The organism is Palleronia sp. THAF1 (genome assembly GCF_009363795.1).
Taxonomy (GTDB): Bacteria; Pseudomonadota; Alphaproteobacteria; order Rhodobacterales; family Rhodobacteraceae; genus Palleronia.
This window is the reverse complement of the sequence record NZ_CP045420.1, coordinates 2,405,675-2,423,292: the sequence shown is the minus strand read 5'-3', so window position 1 is coordinate 2,423,292 and position 17,618 is coordinate 2,405,675. Positions and strand designations below refer to the sequence as shown.

The 17,618-nt window shown below is 64.5% G+C and carries 19 protein-coding genes; 9 read left to right on the top strand and 10 right to left on the bottom strand.

The features are described from left to right. Positions 1-8 precede the first annotated feature (8 nt). From FIU81_RS11990 to trpB, 5 genes are all read left to right on the top strand, one after another. Positions 9-380, top strand: a complete 372-nt coding sequence (locus tag FIU81_RS11990; protein ID WP_124111253.1) for a lipopolysaccharide assembly protein LapA domain-containing protein — start codon at positions 9-11, stop codon at positions 378-380. Continuing rightward, complete coding sequence (locus tag FIU81_RS11985) at positions 377-1,021, top strand: phosphoribosylanthranilate isomerase (protein WP_124111254.1); 645 nt, start codon at positions 377-379, stop codon at positions 1,019-1,021. The genes FIU81_RS11990 and FIU81_RS11985 overlap by 4 nt, the downstream gene beginning before the upstream one ends. 30 nt (positions 1,022-1,051) lie before the next feature. Next, positions 1,052-1,357 (top strand): hypothetical protein, encoded by a 306-nt coding sequence (locus FIU81_RS11980; protein ID WP_124111255.1) that lies wholly within the window; start codon positions 1,052-1,054, stop codon positions 1,355-1,357. A gap of 31 nt (positions 1,358-1,388) precedes the next feature. Then, positions 1,389-1,706 carry a tryptophan synthase subunit beta gene (locus tag FIU81_RS11975; RefSeq protein WP_124111256.1) on the top strand — a complete coding sequence of 106 codons (318 nt, stop codon included), beginning with the start codon at positions 1,389-1,391 and terminating at the stop codon, positions 1,704-1,706. 67 nt (positions 1,707-1,773) lie between these two features. Beyond that, positions 1,774-3,006: a tryptophan synthase subunit beta gene (gene trpB, locus FIU81_RS11970; protein WP_124111257.1), complete on the top strand. Its 1,233-nt coding sequence runs from the start codon at positions 1,774-1,776 to the stop codon at positions 3,004-3,006. A gap of 4 nt (positions 3,007-3,010) precedes the next feature. On the opposite strand, the gene FIU81_RS11965 is transcribed toward trpB, so the two are convergent. From FIU81_RS11965 to FIU81_RS11930, 8 genes are all read right to left on the bottom strand, one after another. Beyond that, positions 3,011-3,382 carry a DUF2237 family protein gene (locus tag FIU81_RS11965; protein ID WP_124111258.1) on the bottom strand — a complete coding sequence of 124 codons (372 nt, stop codon included), beginning with the start codon at positions 3,380-3,382 and terminating at the stop codon, positions 3,011-3,013. 129 nt (positions 3,383-3,511) lie between these two features. Then, positions 3,512-4,192, bottom strand: a complete 681-nt coding sequence (gene pth / locus FIU81_RS11960; protein ID WP_124111259.1) for an aminoacyl-tRNA hydrolase — start codon at positions 4,190-4,192, stop codon at positions 3,512-3,514. A 30-nt stretch (positions 4,193-4,222) separates the two neighbouring features. Continuing rightward, positions 4,223-4,603 (bottom strand): response regulator, encoded by a 381-nt coding sequence (locus tag FIU81_RS11955; protein ID WP_124111260.1) that lies wholly within the window; start codon positions 4,601-4,603, stop codon positions 4,223-4,225. Then, positions 4,596-5,663 (bottom strand): PAS domain-containing protein, encoded by a 1,068-nt coding sequence (locus tag FIU81_RS11950; protein ID WP_124111261.1) that lies wholly within the window; start codon positions 5,661-5,663, stop codon positions 4,596-4,598. The genes FIU81_RS11955 and FIU81_RS11950 overlap by 8 nt, the downstream gene beginning before the upstream one ends. A 119-nt stretch (positions 5,664-5,782) precedes the next feature. Continuing rightward, positions 5,783-6,460, bottom strand: a complete 678-nt coding sequence (locus tag FIU81_RS11945) for a 50S ribosomal protein L25/general stress protein Ctc (protein ID WP_124111262.1) — start codon at positions 6,458-6,460, stop codon at positions 5,783-5,785. Positions 6,461-6,571: 111 nt separating this feature from the next. Further along, on the bottom strand, positions 6,572-6,880 hold the full coding sequence (locus tag FIU81_RS11940; RefSeq protein WP_152460917.1) for a hypothetical protein: 309 nt from the start codon (positions 6,878-6,880) through the stop codon (positions 6,572-6,574). A 78-nt stretch (positions 6,881-6,958) separates the two neighbouring features. Further along, positions 6,959-7,690 (bottom strand): endonuclease/exonuclease/phosphatase family protein, encoded by a 732-nt coding sequence (locus FIU81_RS11935; protein WP_124111264.1) that lies wholly within the window; start codon positions 7,688-7,690, stop codon positions 6,959-6,961. A 100-nt stretch (positions 7,691-7,790) separates the two neighbouring features. Beyond that, complete coding sequence (locus FIU81_RS11930; RefSeq protein WP_254695910.1) at positions 7,791-9,710, bottom strand: alpha-amylase family protein; 1,920 nt, start codon at positions 9,708-9,710, stop codon at positions 7,791-7,793. A gap of 70 nt (positions 9,711-9,780) precedes the next feature. Here FIU81_RS11930 and FIU81_RS11925 point away from each other — a divergent pair, with 70 nt between their 5' ends. After that, positions 9,781-10,626, top strand: a complete 846-nt coding sequence (locus tag FIU81_RS11925; RefSeq protein ID WP_124111265.1) for an MBL fold metallo-hydrolase — start codon at positions 9,781-9,783, stop codon at positions 10,624-10,626. A gap of 77 nt (positions 10,627-10,703) precedes the next feature. On the opposite strand, the gene FIU81_RS11920 is transcribed toward FIU81_RS11925, so the two are convergent. Continuing rightward, complete coding sequence (locus FIU81_RS11920; RefSeq protein WP_124111266.1) at positions 10,704-11,873, bottom strand: alpha-hydroxy acid oxidase; 1,170 nt, start codon at positions 11,871-11,873, stop codon at positions 10,704-10,706. Between the two features lie 97 nt (positions 11,874-11,970). On the opposite strand from FIU81_RS11920, the gene FIU81_RS11915 reads away from it, so the two are divergent. Then, a complete protein-coding gene (locus tag FIU81_RS11915; protein WP_124111267.1) occupies positions 11,971-12,741 on the top strand; it encodes a ZIP family metal transporter in 771 nt (256 codons plus the stop codon). On the opposite strand, the gene FIU81_RS11910 is transcribed toward FIU81_RS11915, so the two are convergent. Continuing rightward, complete coding sequence (locus FIU81_RS11910; protein WP_124111268.1) at positions 12,742-13,569, bottom strand: bifunctional allantoicase/(S)-ureidoglycine aminohydrolase; 828 nt, start codon at positions 13,567-13,569, stop codon at positions 12,742-12,744. 118 nt (positions 13,570-13,687) lie between these two features. Here FIU81_RS11910 and treZ point away from each other — a divergent pair, with 118 nt between their 5' ends. Continuing rightward, entirely contained in the window at positions 13,688-15,412 is a 1,725-nt protein-coding gene (gene treZ, locus FIU81_RS11905; RefSeq protein WP_124111269.1) for a malto-oligosyltrehalose trehalohydrolase, read from the top strand. Further along, entirely contained in the window at positions 15,409-17,616 is a 2,208-nt protein-coding gene (gene treY, locus FIU81_RS11900) for a malto-oligosyltrehalose synthase (RefSeq protein WP_124111270.1), read from the top strand. The genes treZ and treY overlap by 4 nt, the downstream gene beginning before the upstream one ends. Positions 17,617-17,618: the final 2 nt, after the last annotated feature.

Below are 17,618 nucleotides of genomic sequence, written 5' to 3'. Positions count from 1 at the left end.
AGACGACTATGCGTATCGTTAAATTTGTTTTGCTGGCGATTGTCGCCATCTTGTTGCTGATCGTGGCACTGGCCAACGCGCAGGAGGTGACGTTGCGGGTCCTTCCAGAGGCGATGGCGGGCTTCATGGGGATCAGCTGGACGATCACGCTGCCGATGTTCGTCGTCATACTTGGTGCCGTCGTCGTAGGCCTTCTGATCGGTTTCCTGTGGGAGTATGCGCGCGAGCATAAGCACCGCCGAGCCGCCCGCACCGAACGCCGCGAGCGTGAGGTGCTGGAGCGTGAAGTGACGCAGATGAAGCGCGAAAAGCCCGGCAAGGGCAACGATATTCTCGCCCTGCTGGAAGACGGCTCGACACCCACGCGCCGCGCATCTTGAGCACCACCCGCATCAAATTCTGCGGGCTGACCGATCCGGCCGACATTCCCGCCGCCATCGCGGCAGGCGCGACCTATCTGGGCTTCGTTTTCTTTCCCAAATCCCCCCGGCACCTGTCGCTGGAGGTTGCGCGCGACATGGCGCTGTCGGTGCCCGTTGGCGTGGCGAAGGTCGCACTGACGGTCAACGCGGACGATGCGGCGTTGGATGCGCTGACCGACGCCGTGCCCCTGGACATGCTGCAGCTTCACGGCTCGGAAACGCCCGAACGTGTGGCCGAAGTGCGCACACGCTACGGCTTGCCCGTGATGAAGGCGCTCGGCGTGGCGGACGCGGACGATCTTGATGCGATCCCCGCCTTTGAGGCGGTGGCCGATCAGCTCCTGATCGACGCCAAGCCACCCAAGGGGGCCGACCTTCCGGGCGGCAACGGGCTGGCCTTCGACTGGCATCTGATCGCCGGACGGGAATGGTCCAAGCCGTGGATGCTGGCGGGTGGACTGACGCCCGATAACGTGGCGCAGGCCGTGGCGATGACGGGCGCGCGGCAGGTCGATGTGTCATCCGGCGTCGAAAGCGCCCCCGGCGTGAAGGATGGCGCCCGCATTGCCGCCTTCGGTGCGGCCCTTCGGGACGGTTAGGCCGTGCCGATTGTCGCGGTCGGGGGCCTGATGCCGCATCCGCTGCGGCTGGGGCGCTTCATCGCTTTGTCGCAGGACTCGTTGAAGCAAGCTTCGGCGCATCCGGGCAACCTTCATGCAGCCACGCATCTTTTTGGCGTGCGCGCGTGGTCGCTGACAGTCTGGCAGGATACAGCGGCGATGCAGGATTACGCCCGTACCGGTGCGCATCTCCAAGCCATGCGTGAAATTTCGAAGGTCGCCTTGGCGTCCCGTTTTCACCGCTATCCATCGGATGTGGTGCCGTCGTTCGCCGAGGCTCGCGCCGTTTGGCTTCGTGCCGGACGTGCGGATTGAAAGACAGCACGCCCGTATCTAGCTGCAATCGATGACCGATAACCGAAGACGCGACCGCCTACGCCGAAGGCTCGACCGGCAGCTTGATGCGCTTGCCCGCATCGTGCCTCAAGCGCAACGTGTTGTCCCGGTCCTGCGTCGCCCCAGCATCGCGATCATCCGTATTCCGTTGGGTATCCTTTTGGTCCTTGGAAGCCTGCTCGCGATTCTGCCTGTCTTCGGCTTGTGGATGCTGCCGCTGGGTCTGCTGCTGTTGGCTATCGACGTGCCGTCGCTCCGTCCGATGGTCACCACAGTGCTGATCCGTCTGCGCCGTCGCGCCAGCATGATCCGCCGCCGCCTGCGCTAACCCGCCCGCTTGCCGCCGCCGCGCGCTAACGCTATCGCTGACCACCAGCCAAAGGGAGCGCCGCACCATGCCCGACGATCTGAAGAACTCCTACCGCACCGGCCCCGACGACAAGGGGCGTTTCGGTGATTTCGGGGGGCGTTTCGTGTCCGAGACACTGATGCCGCTGATCTTGGAGCTGGAAGAGCAATACGAGCATTCCAAGACCGACGACAGTTTCTGGGCCGAGATGCACCACCTCTGGACCCACTACGTCGGCCGCCCCAGCCCGCTCTATCTCGCCGAGCGCATGACCGAACGGCTGGGTGGCGCCAAGATCTACCTCAAGCGCGACGAGCTGAACCACACCGGCGCGCATAAGATCAACAACGTGCTGGGCCAGATCATCCTCGCCCGCCGCATGGGCAAGACGCGCATCATCGCGGAAACCGGTGCGGGCCAGCACGGCGTGGCCACGGCCACCGTCTGCGCCAAGTTCGGTCTGAAGTGCGTCGTCTACATGGGCGCGCATGATGTGGAACGTCAGCAGCCCAACGTCTTCCGCATGCGCCTGCTGGGGGCAGAGGTGATTCCCGTCACCTCGGGTCGCGGCACGCTGAAGGACGCCATGAACGACGCCCTGCGCGACTGGGTGACCAATGTGCGCGACACCTTCTACTGCATCGGCACCGTCGCCGGTCCGCACCCCTATCCGGCCATGGTCCGCGACTTCCAGGCGATCATCGGGACGGAAGCCAAGTCCCAGATGCAGGAACAAGAGGGCCGCTTGCCCGACACCCTGATCGCCGCCATCGGCGGTGGATCGAACGCCATGGGCCTGTTCTACCCCTTCCTCGACGACGATGGCGTGAACATCATCGGCGTCGAAGCGGGCGGCAAGGGTGTCTCGGACAAGATGGAGCATTGCGCCTCGCTGACCGGGGGGCGCCCAGGCGTGCTTCACGGCAACCGGACCTACCTGCTGCAGGACGACGACGGCCAAATCCTTGAAGGTTTCTCGATCTCGGCGGGCCTCGACTATCCCGGCATCGGGCCGGAACACGCATGGCTGCACGACATCGGCCGCGCGCAATACGTCTCGATCACCGACCGCGAGGCGCTGGACGCCTTCACCTTCTGCTGCGAAACCGAAGGCATCATTCCCGCGTTGGAACCGTCGCACGCGTTGGCCCACGTCATGAAGATCGCGCCGGACCTGCCGAGCGATCACCTGATTTGCATGAACATGTGCGGACGGGGCGACAAGGACATCTTCACCGTCGCAAGCGCTCTCGGCGTCGACATCTCGAAGTCGAGCTGATCGCTCAGCCCTCGGCGTGCGCTTCCAGCACGTCGAGCGGCACGACATCCAGCGCTCGCTTGTGCGTGGCCCCCAGATGCACCTTCGGCCCCGCGCCTTCTTCTGCGGCCTGCAGGAAGCGTGAGGCACACAGGCACCAGCGATCGCCTGCCTTCAGCCCGGCAAAGCCGAATTCGGGGCGGGGGGTCGACAGGTCGTTGCCAAGGTATTTCGACAGCGCCAGAAACTCCTCGGTCATTACGGCGCAGACGGTGTGGCTGCCCTGATCTTCGGTGCAGGCGTTGCAGTGGCCGTCGCGGAAGAAGCCGGTGACGGGATCCATCCCGCAGGCTTCCAACTTACCACCGCGCACGTTCACCGGGTCGTCGATATTCATGGGTCGCTCCTTGGTCTGCGCTATGTAGGGTAGACCGCGCGCCATGTCGTGCCACCGCGTCGGCTTCATCGTTCCAAAAATACCTCGGGGGAGGTGCGTCAGCACCGGGGGCAGGGCCCCCATCATCGCTTAGCGAAAGCGATCCATCAGCTTCTGCATCGCAGACCGGTCATCCACCGGCTCCGGCTGCGGCTCTGGCTTGGAATCTTGCTTCGGTTTCGCCGTCCCGGTCGAGGGGCGCGGCGGGTTCAGGCGCAGGGCGACGGCGTTCGAAAACGCGCCCGTGTCGCCTCGCGCCAGCGCCTCTGCGCCGTCGGACACGCCGCGCAGCATGTCGTCCAGCCAGGCCTCATCCGCCTTAGCGAAATCACGCAGCACGTAGCCGGGAACGGCATCCTTGTGGCCCGGATGACCCACGCCCATGCGCACACGCCCATAATCCGGCCCCATGTGCTGGTGGATCGAGCGCAGACCGTTGTGGCCTGCGTGGCCGCCGCCGGTTTTGCACTTCAGCTTTCCGGGGGCGAGGTCGATCTCATCATGGAAGACAACCACATCGGTCACGTCCAGCTTGTGAAAGCGCGCGGCGGCAGCGACGGATTGACCGGACAGGTTCATGAAAGTCTGCGGCATCAGCAGAACGATGCGTTCGTCGCCCAATCGGCCTTCGCTGACCATCCCCTGAAATTTCTGACGGAACGGCGGGAAGCCGTGGTCCTGCGCAATCCGCTCGACAGCCATGAAGCCGATGTTGTGCCGGTTGCCGGCGTATTTCGTGCCCGGATTGCCCAGCCCCGCGAAAAGTCGCATCAGATTGCTCCTGTCCGTTCGCCGCCCGTTCTATTCGGCGGCGTCCTGTCTGACCAGAGCAAGCGCCCGTTGGGCGACGTACCGGCTGTCCGAGGGCTTCGGGATCACTTCCGCCTGCATCTTCGAGATCACCTCACCCTGTCGCATCAGATCGCCCGAATGCAGGACGAACGGCACACCCAAGGTCTCCAGACGAGCGCTGACCGCCTGGCATGTCTTGCCTCGGCCCAGATTGAAATCAAGCACCGCCGCATCGGGGATTGCAACCTCGATGGCCTCCAGGGCTTTCTCCGCCGAGGTCGCGGTAACAGGGGTCGCGCCCAAGTCCTCGACTGCGAAGGACAGCTCCATCAGGATCATCGGCTCGTCCTCCAGCAACAGGATGACGGGGCCGGAGCTTTGATTAGCCATGGGGTATCACAATTCTCATCTGCAAGCCGTTCGGTTGCCACTTCGGCTCTATCCGACCGCCGCTGGCGCTTAGCAAGGTCGCGATTATTCCCAACCCCGAACCCGTACGATTGGGTTCCGAAATATCGGGTGCACCCGCTTCTTTCCAATCGACCATCAGGTTCTCGGAATCCGCAGACCAGGAAACGGTGACGGTGCCCGTGTCGTTCGACAGGGCGCCGTATTTGATCGCGTTCGTTGCCAGCTCGTGCATCACCAAGCCCAGGGTAGACACGGCGTTCGGGCTGACGCGCAGACGGGATCCGACGTATTTGATGCGCGTCCCCTCGGGATCGTAGGGCGCAACGACGGCCTTCACCGCCGAACGGAAATCCACGTTGCCGTGCGTCGCATCGTCCAGAGTCGTCTCGAAGGCGCGGCCCATCGCGCGGATGCGATCGTTGATCTCTGCCGCCTCGTTTTGAATGCCGCGCGTGCGGCCCGTTACGGTCACCAAGCCGCCGATGACCGAGAACATGTTCTTCATCCGGTGGCTGAGTTCGCGCGCAACTGTCTTGGCATACAGCTCGTCCGCCCGTGCGGCATGCACATCGCTGACGTCCCATTGCGAGCCGAAATAGTACAGCAACTGGCCATCCGGTCCGTAGATCGGGCCCAGATGTAGCGCGTTCCAGAATTCGGTGCCATCCTTGCGGTAGTTGAGAAGTTCGACGACGATGACATCCTCGGTCTCCAGCGCCTTGCGGATCTGATCGACCTTCGACTTGTCGGTCTTCGGTCCCTGCAGGAACCGGCAGTTATGTCCGACGATCTCGTCTTCCTCATAGCCAGTCAGCGAGAGGAATGCCTTGTTGGCGAAGACAATCGGATTGTCGTCTTGGTTCGGGTCGGAAAGACAGACGGCCATCCGGGTCTGCGCCATGGCCTGTTCGAACAGCACACCAGACGCGCCAGAGATCGATCCGTCTATCGCAGCGGCTTTGCCCCGCGCCTCCTTCGCCCGTTCATCGAAGGTCCGATGGGCCTGCGATTGATCCGGATCGTTGATATATTCTTTCATTAAATCACCGGCTTCTTCGTCCCGTAGTACAGAAGTGGCTACATAGAGACGCACAGCCAAAAAGCAAAATGGCGCGGTCTCCCGCGCCATTCCTGAATGCTGTTACGTGACGTTGGACCTTAGCGGTCGACGCCTGCCGCGTCCTCGTTCTCGGAGCCGTCTTCCATCTCGGTCGACGGCACTTCATCCGGTGCAACCTCGTCCTCGTCATCGGACTGAGAGGCCAGACCCGACGGCGGCTGGATGTTGGCGATCACGAAGTCGCGGTCGATCGTCGGACGCGTGCCTTCCGGAAGCGTGACCTCGGAGATGTGGATCGAATCGCCCACGTCCTTACCCGCCAGAGAGACCGTAATCTTCTCGGGAATGTCGCCCGCGGTGCAGCGCAGTTCGACTTCGTTGCGCACCATGGTCAGCACACCACCCGACTGCAAGCCGGGGGCGTCATCCTCGTCGATGACCTCGACAGGGATATACAGCGACACGCGGCTGTTGCGGCGCAGACGCATGAAATCGACGTGGACCGGCAGGTCCTTCACGATGTCACGCTGCACGTTGCGGCAGATGACGCGCACGTCGTCGTGGCCTTCGACCTTGAGATTGAAGAGCGTGGCCAGGAAACGGCCGGCCTTCAGCTTCTTCACAAGCTCGTTGTAGGGCAGATTGATGGGAAGTGGATCTTGCTCGCCGCCATAAACGATGCCGGGCACGAGCATGTCGCGCCGGGCCTGACGGGCGGCCCCCTTGCCTGTCCCCGTCCGTTCGTGTGCGATGATGTCGGGCGTTTCGCCAGCCATATCGGTTCTCCTGAAATTGCATGAACCCCGCCGCCTCCAAGGGTGTCAGCACGGGGATGCGGGCGTATAGGACAAGGAAAGGGGTTTGGAAACCCCATCCCGGCTGCGGAATTACAGTTTGAATTCGGCAACCACCGGACAGTGATCCGACGCCTTGGGCCGATCCCATCCGACGCGCGGATAGCGGGGCGTGTCTGCGGAGTTCGGAACCCGCCACGGCATCCCGGCCCGGATGATTTGCGGCGCACCCACCATCTTTTCGGCCAGGGCGGGTGAGGTGATGATATAGTCGAGCTGCGTCTTGTGCCGCTCCCACGCGTAGTAGTGCGTCCAGCGGTCCGGTCGGGGCAGCATATCGCACAGGTTCACGCCGAACCCATCGTCGATCAGCGGATCGATGCCGGATGTATCTTCGGTCACGATATCTTCCACACGGTTTCCATCATCGTCGGTTCGCGCACGAACCTTGATGACCTGCCGGTAGTCGTTGAGGTCTCCTCAGACCGCCCAAAGGGCCGTGGAGGGATCTTCGAACCGACGATTGATGATCTCGCGGACCGTCAGCGCTTCCAACTGGCGCATGCCCATCGTGTCGTCTCGCCCCCCACCCATGGACTTGAAATGGCAGTTGAAGACGGTCACTGGGGCTTTGGTCAGTTGAACCTCTAGGCAATCGCGCCGGAAGATGCGTTTGCCCCGCAGTTGCCCGGCGCGCCTGCGTGCCAAAGGAAAGCGCTCTAGCAGTGCCTCGCCCGTGGGCTCGTTGTCGATCCATGCGGGCGTCAGATCGGCATGGCTGCGCGTGTAGATCGGCCAATCGTCCTGCGCGACCACCGCAACGTCGATCCCGCGCGGATCATTGGCCTCATGCAGCACCACATGGCGGTAGGTCTTCTCTCCTAACTTGGCGTAGTAGGCCTTGAGGAAGCGTTGCAGCGCATCGTAGCCATCGACTTCCTGCAAGCACACGACATCCGCATCCAGCGCAGCAAGCGCCAGGGCCGTGTGCTGCCGCTTGTCGTCGTCCTGCGAGATGGAGGCGGTGCGTACGAGCGATCGGAAGTCGTTGAATTGCGTCAGATCGCCATCGCCGTATTGCCCGAGAAACTGAACGACGGGATCGAGGTAGCGCGCGGCGCGGCTGGTCGGACCATCCAGGAACGCCGAGAAGTCAAACCGTGTGAACAGGTTTTCGATATTGAAGGTCGCCAGTCGCAGCTTGATGGGCATGGTGCACCTCGCGCGGGGTTCTCGCTCCGCAGAAGGTTTACACAGATTGTGTAGCAGCGGTGCGACAATCCGGCGATGCACCGCCGGCCCGTCATCGGCGCTACCACTCCCGTGCCTCCAGCCACAGCGCGCCGTAGGGGGGCACGACGATCCGGTCTTCCTCTACGCCGGGCAATGCCCCCGACAGCATGTCCCGCGGCAGGGCGTCGATGTTCAACCCAACGCGATCCGCTTCGATCTGCTGTTCGGCGTCGGTGACGTTGTAGATCGCCGTCACCGTGGCATCGGGGCCGGGGCGGGTCATGCAGAACAGCTTGTCGTGGCCCGTGCGCAGCACACGGCTGGGGACGTCGCCGCGCAGGGCGTCACATTCAGCGCGCACGGCCAGAATGTGCCGCACGCCGCGCCACAGGCGACCGGCGGGGCCGTCGTCGGTTTCGGCTTGCTCCGCCGTCATCCAATCCATCGCGGGACGCTGCATCCAGCGCCCGTCGCCCGCGCGGTCGGGATCGTCGAGGTAGCCGTGATCGTTCCGCATCCCGATCTCGTCGCCCATGTAGATCAGCGGGATGCCACCGAAGCCCGCGATCAGCGCGTGACCCATCAGGATGCGCTTCACGGCAAGCTCCGCCGCCACCTCGTCGCCGGTCTCAAGCGCGATCTCCAGCCCCGCGAGGGAGGCGAAGGTGCCGTTGGTCCGCGCGTCGCCGGTCTCTTCGTTCACCTGGAAATCGGCACCGCGGGCGAAACTGCCCTCATACCGGCCCGCATAGAAATCCGTCAGGAAACGGCGGTGGGCTGCGCCGTCCAACCCCACGGCCTCTGCGTCATCTTCGGTGATCGCCCATCCGATATCGTCGTGGCAGCGGATGTACGTGGCCCATTCGGCATTCACGAAGCTGTCGGGGAAGTGGATGTCGAGCACATGGCTCATCAGGTCGGACTTGCCCGACGCCAGCGCCGACCAGAACTGCACCATCAGGCTGTTGTGGTAGGCAAGGTTCGACACCTTGCCCACGTGCCGTCCCGCGCCAAGGTAGGGGACTAGCTGGTGCGGGCCGACGATGGCTTCGGCCTTGAAGATCGTGGCGGGCGCCGCAACGGATGCCGCCTGGTTCAGCGCCTGCAGGATATCGTGCACCTCCGGCTCGTTCTGGCAGACGGTGCCCATGCGCTTCCACATGAAGGCCACGGCATCCAGTCGAAGCACTTCCGCGCCACTGTTCGCAAGGTCGAGGATGATGCCAAGGATCGCCAGGAAGACTTCCGGGTTCTCCCAGTTCAGATCCCACTGGAACGTGTTGAAGGTGGTCCAGACCCACTTCTGCATCCCTTCGTCCCAGGTGAAATTGCCGGGGGCTTGCTCGGGGAAGACTTCCAGCAGCGTCTCCTCGAACTGAAGCGGGATAGTGGCGTCGTCATACAGGCGGTAGAACTCCCGGTAGAACGGATCGCCCGCGCGCGCCGCCTCGGCCCAGGCGTGTTCCTTGGCGGTGTGGTTCAGCACCATGTCGATGCAGGGGCTGATCCCGGCCTTGCGCATCTTGGCCGTCACGGCACGGAAATCGTCCATGCTGCCCAGCTCGGGGTCGATCTGGCCGTAGTCCATCACCGCATAGCCGCCGTCGCTGTCGCCGGGGCGCGGCTGAAGGCAGGGCATGAAATGGGCGTAGCGGATGCCAAGACTTTGCAAATAGGGGATGCGCTTGGCGACACCGGCCATCGAGCCTGCAAAGCGGTCAACATAGAAGACGTAGCCCGCCATGCTTTGGCTCTGGAACCAGTCGGGCTGGATGTCGCGCTCCAGGTCCAGACGGCGCAGGTCGGCGGGCCGCGCGGCCCATTTCTCAGCCAGCAGGGCGCGCACCCGGTCGCGCAGCTCTGCCGGGTCCATCCGGTCGGCATACAGGCGCGTCAGGGGCGTCATCAGGTCTGCCTCTGCGCGTTTCCAGCGCAGATCGAACAGGTCGGTGAATTTGAAGGTCTTGGCCATGGGGTGCTCGCGGCTAGTGTCGGGCATCAGCTACCGCTAACCATGATCCGTGTCACGGGTGCGGCACAGGGCGGGCAATCGTGTAGCGGAGGGATTGATGGATAGCATCACGCTGATGGGCTGCAAGGGCGGCCCCGCGATCCGGCCCGGCAGCCAGATGCCCACGTCTACACTGGTGCGACTGGCGGGGCAGGTGGTGCTGGTGGATGCAGGACTGGGTGCCGCGCGGGGCCTGTGCGACGCCAATGTATCGCTGACGGCGCTGGACGCGATCATCATCACGCACCTGCATTCGGATCACTATCTGGAGCTTGGGCCGCTGCTGCACACCGCTTGGACCGCGGGGCTGAAGCGGCCCGTTCCAATCTACGGGCCGACCGGTCTTGCCGACTACTGGCAGCACTTCTGCGCGGCCATGGCCTTCGACATCGACCTGCGCATCGCGGACGAGGGGCGTCCCGATCTGCGTGATCTGGTCACGATCCACGAAATCACACCGTCCTTCACCATCGGCTCGCTCTTCGTCACGACAATCCGCAACGACCACCCGCCCATCGCCGATAGCTTCGCGGTGCGGCTAGAGGGCGGGGGTAAAACGGTCGTCATCTCTGGCGATACCGCACCGCTCCCCGCGATGACCGATTTCGCGCGCGACGCCGACCTGCTGGTCCATGAGGCGATGCTGACCGCTGGCGTCGATGCCCTGTTCGCCGCCACACCGAACGGAGACGACCGCCTGCGCACCCATATCCTGCGCAGTCACACGTCGGCGGAAGAGGCCGGGCGCATCGCGACCAAGGCCGGGGCCAAGCACCTTGCCCTGAACCACTTGGTCCCCGACGGCCTGCCCGGCTTCGGGCCGCAGCAATGGGAAGCCCCCGTGCGCCAAACCTACGACGGCCCGCTCACCATCGGCAGGGACGGCGTCACCATCCCGCTTTAGCTTCATCGTTCCAAAAATACCTCGGGGTCCGGGGCAGAGCCCCGGACGGGCAGAGCCCCGGACGGGCAGAGCCCCGCCTATGCCATCTGCTGGTATCGCGCGAACTCCGGCCCGATCAGCAAACACTTCCGATCCAGGTCTTTCACGTCGCGGTAGCCGCATAGCGCCATCGAGACGTCCAGCTCCTTGTGGATGACTTCCAGCGCCTTTGTGACGCCTTCGCGGCCCATCGCGCCCAGCCCGTAGATGAACGCACGCCCGATGTAGACGCCCCTGGCGCCCATCGCGATGGCCTTCAGCACATCTTGGCCCGAGCGGATGCCGCTATCCAGATGCACTTCCATCCGGTCACCCACCGCTTCCAAAATCTCTGGCAACACGCGGATCGAAGACAGCGCCCCGTCCAACTGCCGCCCGCCGTGGTTCGACACGATGATCGCGTCGCAGCCCAGATCGGCGGCGCGGCGGGCGTCCTCGGCGTCCAGAATGCCCTTCAGGATAAGCTTCCCGCCCCACATCTCCTTGATCTGCGCGACCTTGTCCCAGTCAAGACGCGGATCGAACTGCTGTGCCGTCCAGTCCATCAGCGACGACACATCGCCCACACCCTTGGCATGGCCCACGATATTGCGGAACTCGCGCTTGTCGGTGCGCAGCATCTCCATGCCCCAGCCCCATTTGGTGGATAGGTTCAGCATGTTCTTCAATGTCGGCTTGGGCGGCGCGCTCAGCCCGTTCTTAAGATCCTTGTGCCGCTGTCCCAGCACTTGCAGATCCAACGTCAGCACCAGCGCCGAGCACTTGGCGTCCTTGGCGCGCTGGATGATGCCTTCCAGAAACTCCTGATCGCGCATCACGTAAAGCTGGAACCAGAACGGTTTGGTCGTCGCCGCCGCCACATCCTCGATCGAGCAGATCGACATCGTGGACAGCGTGAACGGCACGCCGAACGCCTCTGCCGCCTGCGCCGCAAGGATTTCCCCGTCCGCGTGCTGCATCCCGGTCATGCCGACGGGGGCCAGCGCCACCGGCATCGACACGTCCTGACCGATCATCTGGCTGGCGGTCGTGCGTCCGTCCATGTTCACCGCAACCCGTTGGCGCAGGCGGATAAGATCGAAGTCGCTAGAGTTCTCGCGGAATGTCTGTTCCGTCCATGACCCGCTCTCGCAATAGTCGTAGAACATCTTGGGCACCCGGCGGCGATAGATGCGCTTGAGGTCTTCGATCTCGGTGATGACGGGCATGGCGGCTCCTGCTGCGAACAACCGCGTGTCTAGCAAGCGGTCCGATTGCCGTCCACGTCCTTGAGGTCGCGTTGCATTGGCTTACCTGCGGTGCCTTATGGATATTCTGACCCTTGGATTCTTGGCCAGTCTTGCCGCGGGACTGATGACCGGCGTGGGCGCTCTGCCCGTGCTGGTCGGGCGCACGGTCAGCCAGCGCGCGGCGGATGCGTTCCTGGGGTTCGCCGCCGGGGTCATGCTGTCGGCGTCGTTCTTCTCGCTGATCCTGCCAGGCATCGACGCGGCCACGCCCGACTATGGCAAGACCGGCGCCGCCTTCGTCGCGGCGGGCGGTCTGGCACTGGGCGCGGGGTTCGTCGCGGTGCTGAACCACCTGTTGCCGCATGAGCATTTCGAGACTGGGCGCGAAGGCGTGGGGTCCGCGAAGCTGGCCAAGATCTGGCTGTTTGTCATCGCGATCACCATTCACAACTTCCCCGAAGGACTGGCCGTCGGCGTGGGCTTCGGCGGTGGCAACGTGGAAAACGGCGTGTCGCTGGCCATCGGCATCGGGCTGCAGAACGCGCCAGAGGGGCTGGCCGTCGCCGTGGCACTGCTGGCCAATGGATATTCGCGCGGACGGTCGTTCCTGATCGCCGCCGCCACGGGGCTGGTAGAGCCTGTGGGCGGCGCGCTGGGCGTTCTGGCCGTCAGCGCAGGCGACGCGATCCTGCCATGGGGTCTGACCTTCGCGGCCGGCGCGATGCTGTATATCATCAGCCATGAGATCATCCCCGAGACCCACGCCAACGGCAATCAGAACCGCGCGACTTTGGGCCTGATCGTTGGGCTGATCCTGATGATGATCCTGGACGTCAGTCTTGGTTGATCACAGCGACCGCGGCAGAGCCATGTGCCGGTTTACGTCCTTGTACAAAAGGTAGCGGAACGGCCCTGGACCACCCGCATAGCAGGCTTGCGGGCAGAAGGCGCGCAGCCACATGTAGTCGCCCGCTTCGACCTCGACCCAGTCGCGGTTCAAGCGGTAGACGGCCTTGCCTTCAAGCACATACAACCCGTGCTCCATCACGTGTGTTTCCAGAAATGGGATCACGCCCCCGGGCTGGAAGGTGACGATGTTTACATGCATGTCGTGCCGCAGATCGTCGGGTGCGACGAAACGGGTGGTGGCCCAAGCGCCATCGGTCCCCGGCATTTCGACCACCGTGGCATCGCGCTCGTGCGTCACGAAGGCGTCGGGGCGCGGCAGGCCATCGACCCCGGCATAGGCCTTACGAATCCAATGGAATCGGCAGGGCGCGTCCCCGGTCGCATGCAGTCGCCAATCGGTGTTGGGCGGCAGGTAGGCGTAGCTTCCGGCCTCCAGCGCATGGGCCTCGCCGCCGATGGACAGGCTGGCGGTGCCTTCGGTCACAAACAGCACCGCCTCTGCCGCCGGATCGGTTTCGGGGCGGTCCGATCCACCGCCCGCCGACACCTCCATCAGGTAGTGGCTGAACGTCTCGGCGAAGCCCGACAGGGGCCGCGCGATGACCCACAGGCGCGTCGCGTCCCAGAATGGCAGGAAGGACGTCGTGATGTCGCGCATCGTGCCCTTGGGCAGCACCGCGTAGCTTTCGGTGAAGACGGCGCGGTCGGTCAGAAGCTGATCCTGCGGCGGATGCCCTCCGGTGGGCGAATAATATCGGTTCGTCATGTTGGCTTCCCTCGGTTCGCACTCCTTATGCGCTGCGCGCGCCGTTGTTGGAAGCACGGGTGGAACAGCATCGCAGTCCGCGCGGTTGGCCTTGGGTCGGGAACGGTAAGAGGTACAGATGGGGAAGGTCACGCCGCGCTGGGGCGCCACCAAGATCGCACCGGGACGCTGGCGCATCGCGACCTGGGCGCCATCGCTGGACCGATTGGATCTGGCGATAGGCAAGCGCAGCTTACCGATGTCCCGCGATGACGGCGGTTGGCACAGCGCAGAGGTAGAGGCCGAAGCGGGCCAGACCTACGCCTTCATTCACAACGGCACAGAACGTCCCGACCCGGCATCGCGCGCTCAGGATGGTGGCGTTCACGCGCGGTCGATCCTTGTCGACACGGACGCGCTGGCACAACGCAAGCCGTGGCAGGGCCGCGCATGGGAAACGGCGGTGATCATGGAAATCCATGTCGGCACCTTCACCCGCGATGGCACGCTACGCGCCGCGCGCGACCGACTGCACACTCTGGCCTCCATGGGCATCACCTGCGTCGAGCTGATGCCGCTGGGCCAGTTCGCGGGCGACCGTGGCTGGGGCTACGATGGCGTGCTGCCCTTCGCGCTGCACCCCGCCTACGGCACGCCGCAGGACCTGGCCGAATTCGTGCGCGTCGCCCATGACGCGGGCCTCATGGTGTTGGTGGACGCGGTCTACAACCATTTCGGCCCCGAGGGCGCAGTGCTGAACGACCTGTGCCCATCGTTCTTCACCGCCGACCGGCAAACGCCATGGGGCGCGGCCATCGACTTCGACCGCCCTGAAGTGCTGCAATTCGTCGAACAGAACGCCGAGATGTGGTTGCGCGATTACGGCGTGGATGGCCTGCGCCTGGACGCCGTGCACCAGCTGGGCGCGCCGAACGACACCCACGTGCTGCACCATCTTGCCCGGCATCTGGGCAAGCTGGACCTTGACCATCCGATTCACCTGATCACCGAGGATGAACGCAACATCACGTCCTACGTCGAGGGCGAAGAGGCCATCCGCGCGCAGTGGAACGACGATTATCACCACGCGATCCACTGCCTGCTGACCGGAGAGGCGCAGTCCTACTACGCGCCGTTCTCAGTTGATCCGTTCGGCGATCTGGTGACCGCCTTACGTGACGGGCAGGTCGATCAGGGGCAAGACCGGCCCAAGGGGGCAGAGGCGCGTGGCGAGCCGTCCGGACATTTGTCGCCCGATCATTTCGTCAATTCCAACCAGACCCACGACCAGATCGGCAACCGCGCCTTCGGCGAGCGCCTGATATCGCTGTCCGACCCCGCCACGATGCGCGCCGTCCACGCGATGCTTCTGCTCGCGCCCTTCGTGCCGATGCTGTTCATGGGCGAAGAGATCGGCGCCCGCGCGCCGTTCCAGTTCTTCACCGACTTCGACGGCGATCTGGCCGAAGCCGTGCGCAAAGGCCGGCGGTCCGAGTTCCCGGAGTTCGCAAGCGCTGAGCGCGAGGTGCCCGATCCGAACGCGATGGCGACGTTCCGCGCCTCTCGCCCCTATTCCGACCCACCGTCCGATGCCGATGCGTGGGAAGAGCTGACCCGCCACTGTCTGTCCCTGCGCCACGATCACGTTGTCCCGCGTCTGCGCAGCGGATGGCAGGACACCACCGTCGACCGCCTGTCCGACCGCACACTCTGGGCGCGCTGGCGCTTCGGTGACGGCGCGCTTGAAATCGCCTTCACGATGGAAGGCCCGCCGCCGTCCCTCAGCCGCGATGCGCGTGAGATTTTCTACATTGCAGAAGACACCGGCGCGGGGCTGCGCGTCGGAATCGGAGAATCGAAATGACCAACGTCGCTACCTACCGCGTGCAACTGCGCGACGGCTTGGATTTTGCCGGGCTGACCCAGCGCCTGCCGCAGATCGCGGCGCTGGGCGTCAGCCACCTCTACCTGTCCCCGATCCTGACTGCCGCGCCCGGATCGACCCATGGCTACGACGTGACCGATCCCACAACAGTGGACGCCAGCCTTGGCGGCATCGAGGGCTTCCGCACCCTGTCCGCAGCAGCCCAAGACCACGGGCTGCGCGTCGTTCTGGATATCGTGCCGAACCACATGGCCTTCGGGTTGGACACGCCGTGGCTGGTAGACGTGCTGCGCCACGGTCAGGCCAGCCCGCATGCGCCGGTCTTCGACATCGACTGGACCGCTGGGCCACTTGCGCTGCCGTGGTTGCCCAAGCCGCTTGCCGAGCACGCAGCGGACGAGATCAGCCGAGACGGCGACTGGCTGACCATCGACGACCTGCGCTTGCCGCTGCACCCCGACACGCCTGCGGGCGATGATCTGGACACCATCCTGCCCGCGCAAGCCTGGCAGCTTCTGCCGTGGCAGCTAGAGCGGGACAGCATCACCCATCGCCGGTTCTTCTCGGTCACATCCCTCATCGGCGTGCGCATCGAAGACCCGGATGTCTTCGAAGCCGCGCACGCCTGTGTCTTCGCGCTGGCCAATGAGGGGCTGATCCACGGGCTACGTGTCGATCACGTGGACGGCCTGGTCGATCCGGGCGGCTACCTTCGTCAACTCACGGACCGCCTTGGGGATATGCCGGTCTGGGTCGAGAAGATATTGGTGACAGGCGAAGACCTGCCAGACTGGCCCGTCGCCGGCACCACCGGCTATGACGCCGCAACAATGATCGAGCAGGCTCTGACGGACCCGAACGGCATGGCGCGGATCGATGCCCTTTGGCGTGAGCAAACGGGCATCGAAGGCGACTTCCACAACGCGGTGACCGAAGCGAAGTACGAAATCCTGACCGACGAACTGGCCGCCGAGCTGCGCCAATTGATCGGCATGGCCAAGGCTCTGGCCGAAGACGACTCGCACGTCGTCGGCCCCGAAATGCTGCGCGAGGCGCTGACCGAACTGATGGTCGCCTTCCCGCGCTACCGATCCTACATCGCCGATCCTGCGACGGACGATACGGTTCTCTGGCGCGACACCGCGGACCGCGCGTCGGACCGGATGCGGGATCGCGCCACGGCGGATTGGATCGTTGACCGCATCCTTTCATCCGACTCCGCGCCCGCCCAACGCCTGCGCACACGGATCGAACAGGTCACCGGCGCGCTTCTGGCCAAGGCGCATGAGGACACGGCGGGCTTCCGCTTCAACCGCTACATTGCCGCGAACGAGGTCGGCGCCGATCCCGACCACCCAACGGCTGATGCGGACGCGGTGAATGCCCACCTGTCCGACCGCTTGGCGCACTGGCCCGCCGCCCTGACGCTCGGCTCCAGCCACGACACGAAACGGTCCGAGGACACCCGTGCCCGCCTCATCGCGATCACCCACGCGCCGGATGATTGGGCATCGCTCTGGCAGGACGCTTGCGCTCTGGACGCGGCGCAGGGGCTCGACCTCAACCGACTGTTCTACGCGACGCAGGTGTCATTGGGCCTGTGGGGCGAACCCGATGCGGCAGACCGGGTCGCGGACCACATGATCAAGGCATTGCGTGAGGGGAAAGAGGTCAGCTACTGGACCGCCCCGGATGAGAAGCGCGAGGGCCGGATACAAGACTTCGTCCGCGCCTTGCTCGCCGACTGGGACTCTCGCCGTCCCGATACGCTGCTGAACCTGTGCAAGCTGGGCGAGGGGCTGTCGCTGGCCGAAACCGCGCTGCGCCTATGCTGGCCGGGCATGCCCGACATCTATCAGGGCGCAGAGGGCACGCTGCTGCAACTCACCGACCCCGACAACCGCCGCACGCCCGATTGGGACGCGCTGAAGGCCCTGCCGAACGGAGAGACCCACGCCGACCGCAAGGCGGACCTGATCCGCACCCTACTGGCCCTACGCCGTGATAGGCCCGACCTTTTTGCCCATGGCACGGCCACGTGGGACGGCACGCAGCTGACCCGACGCGCAGGGGACGACGGCATCGCCGTGGGTCTGGGCAAGCCTGAGGGGGAGACCCTGTGGACCAGCGGCACCGACGCGCCGTGGCCCGTGTCTATCGTCGCTACGCCGCTCGGGGGTTAGGC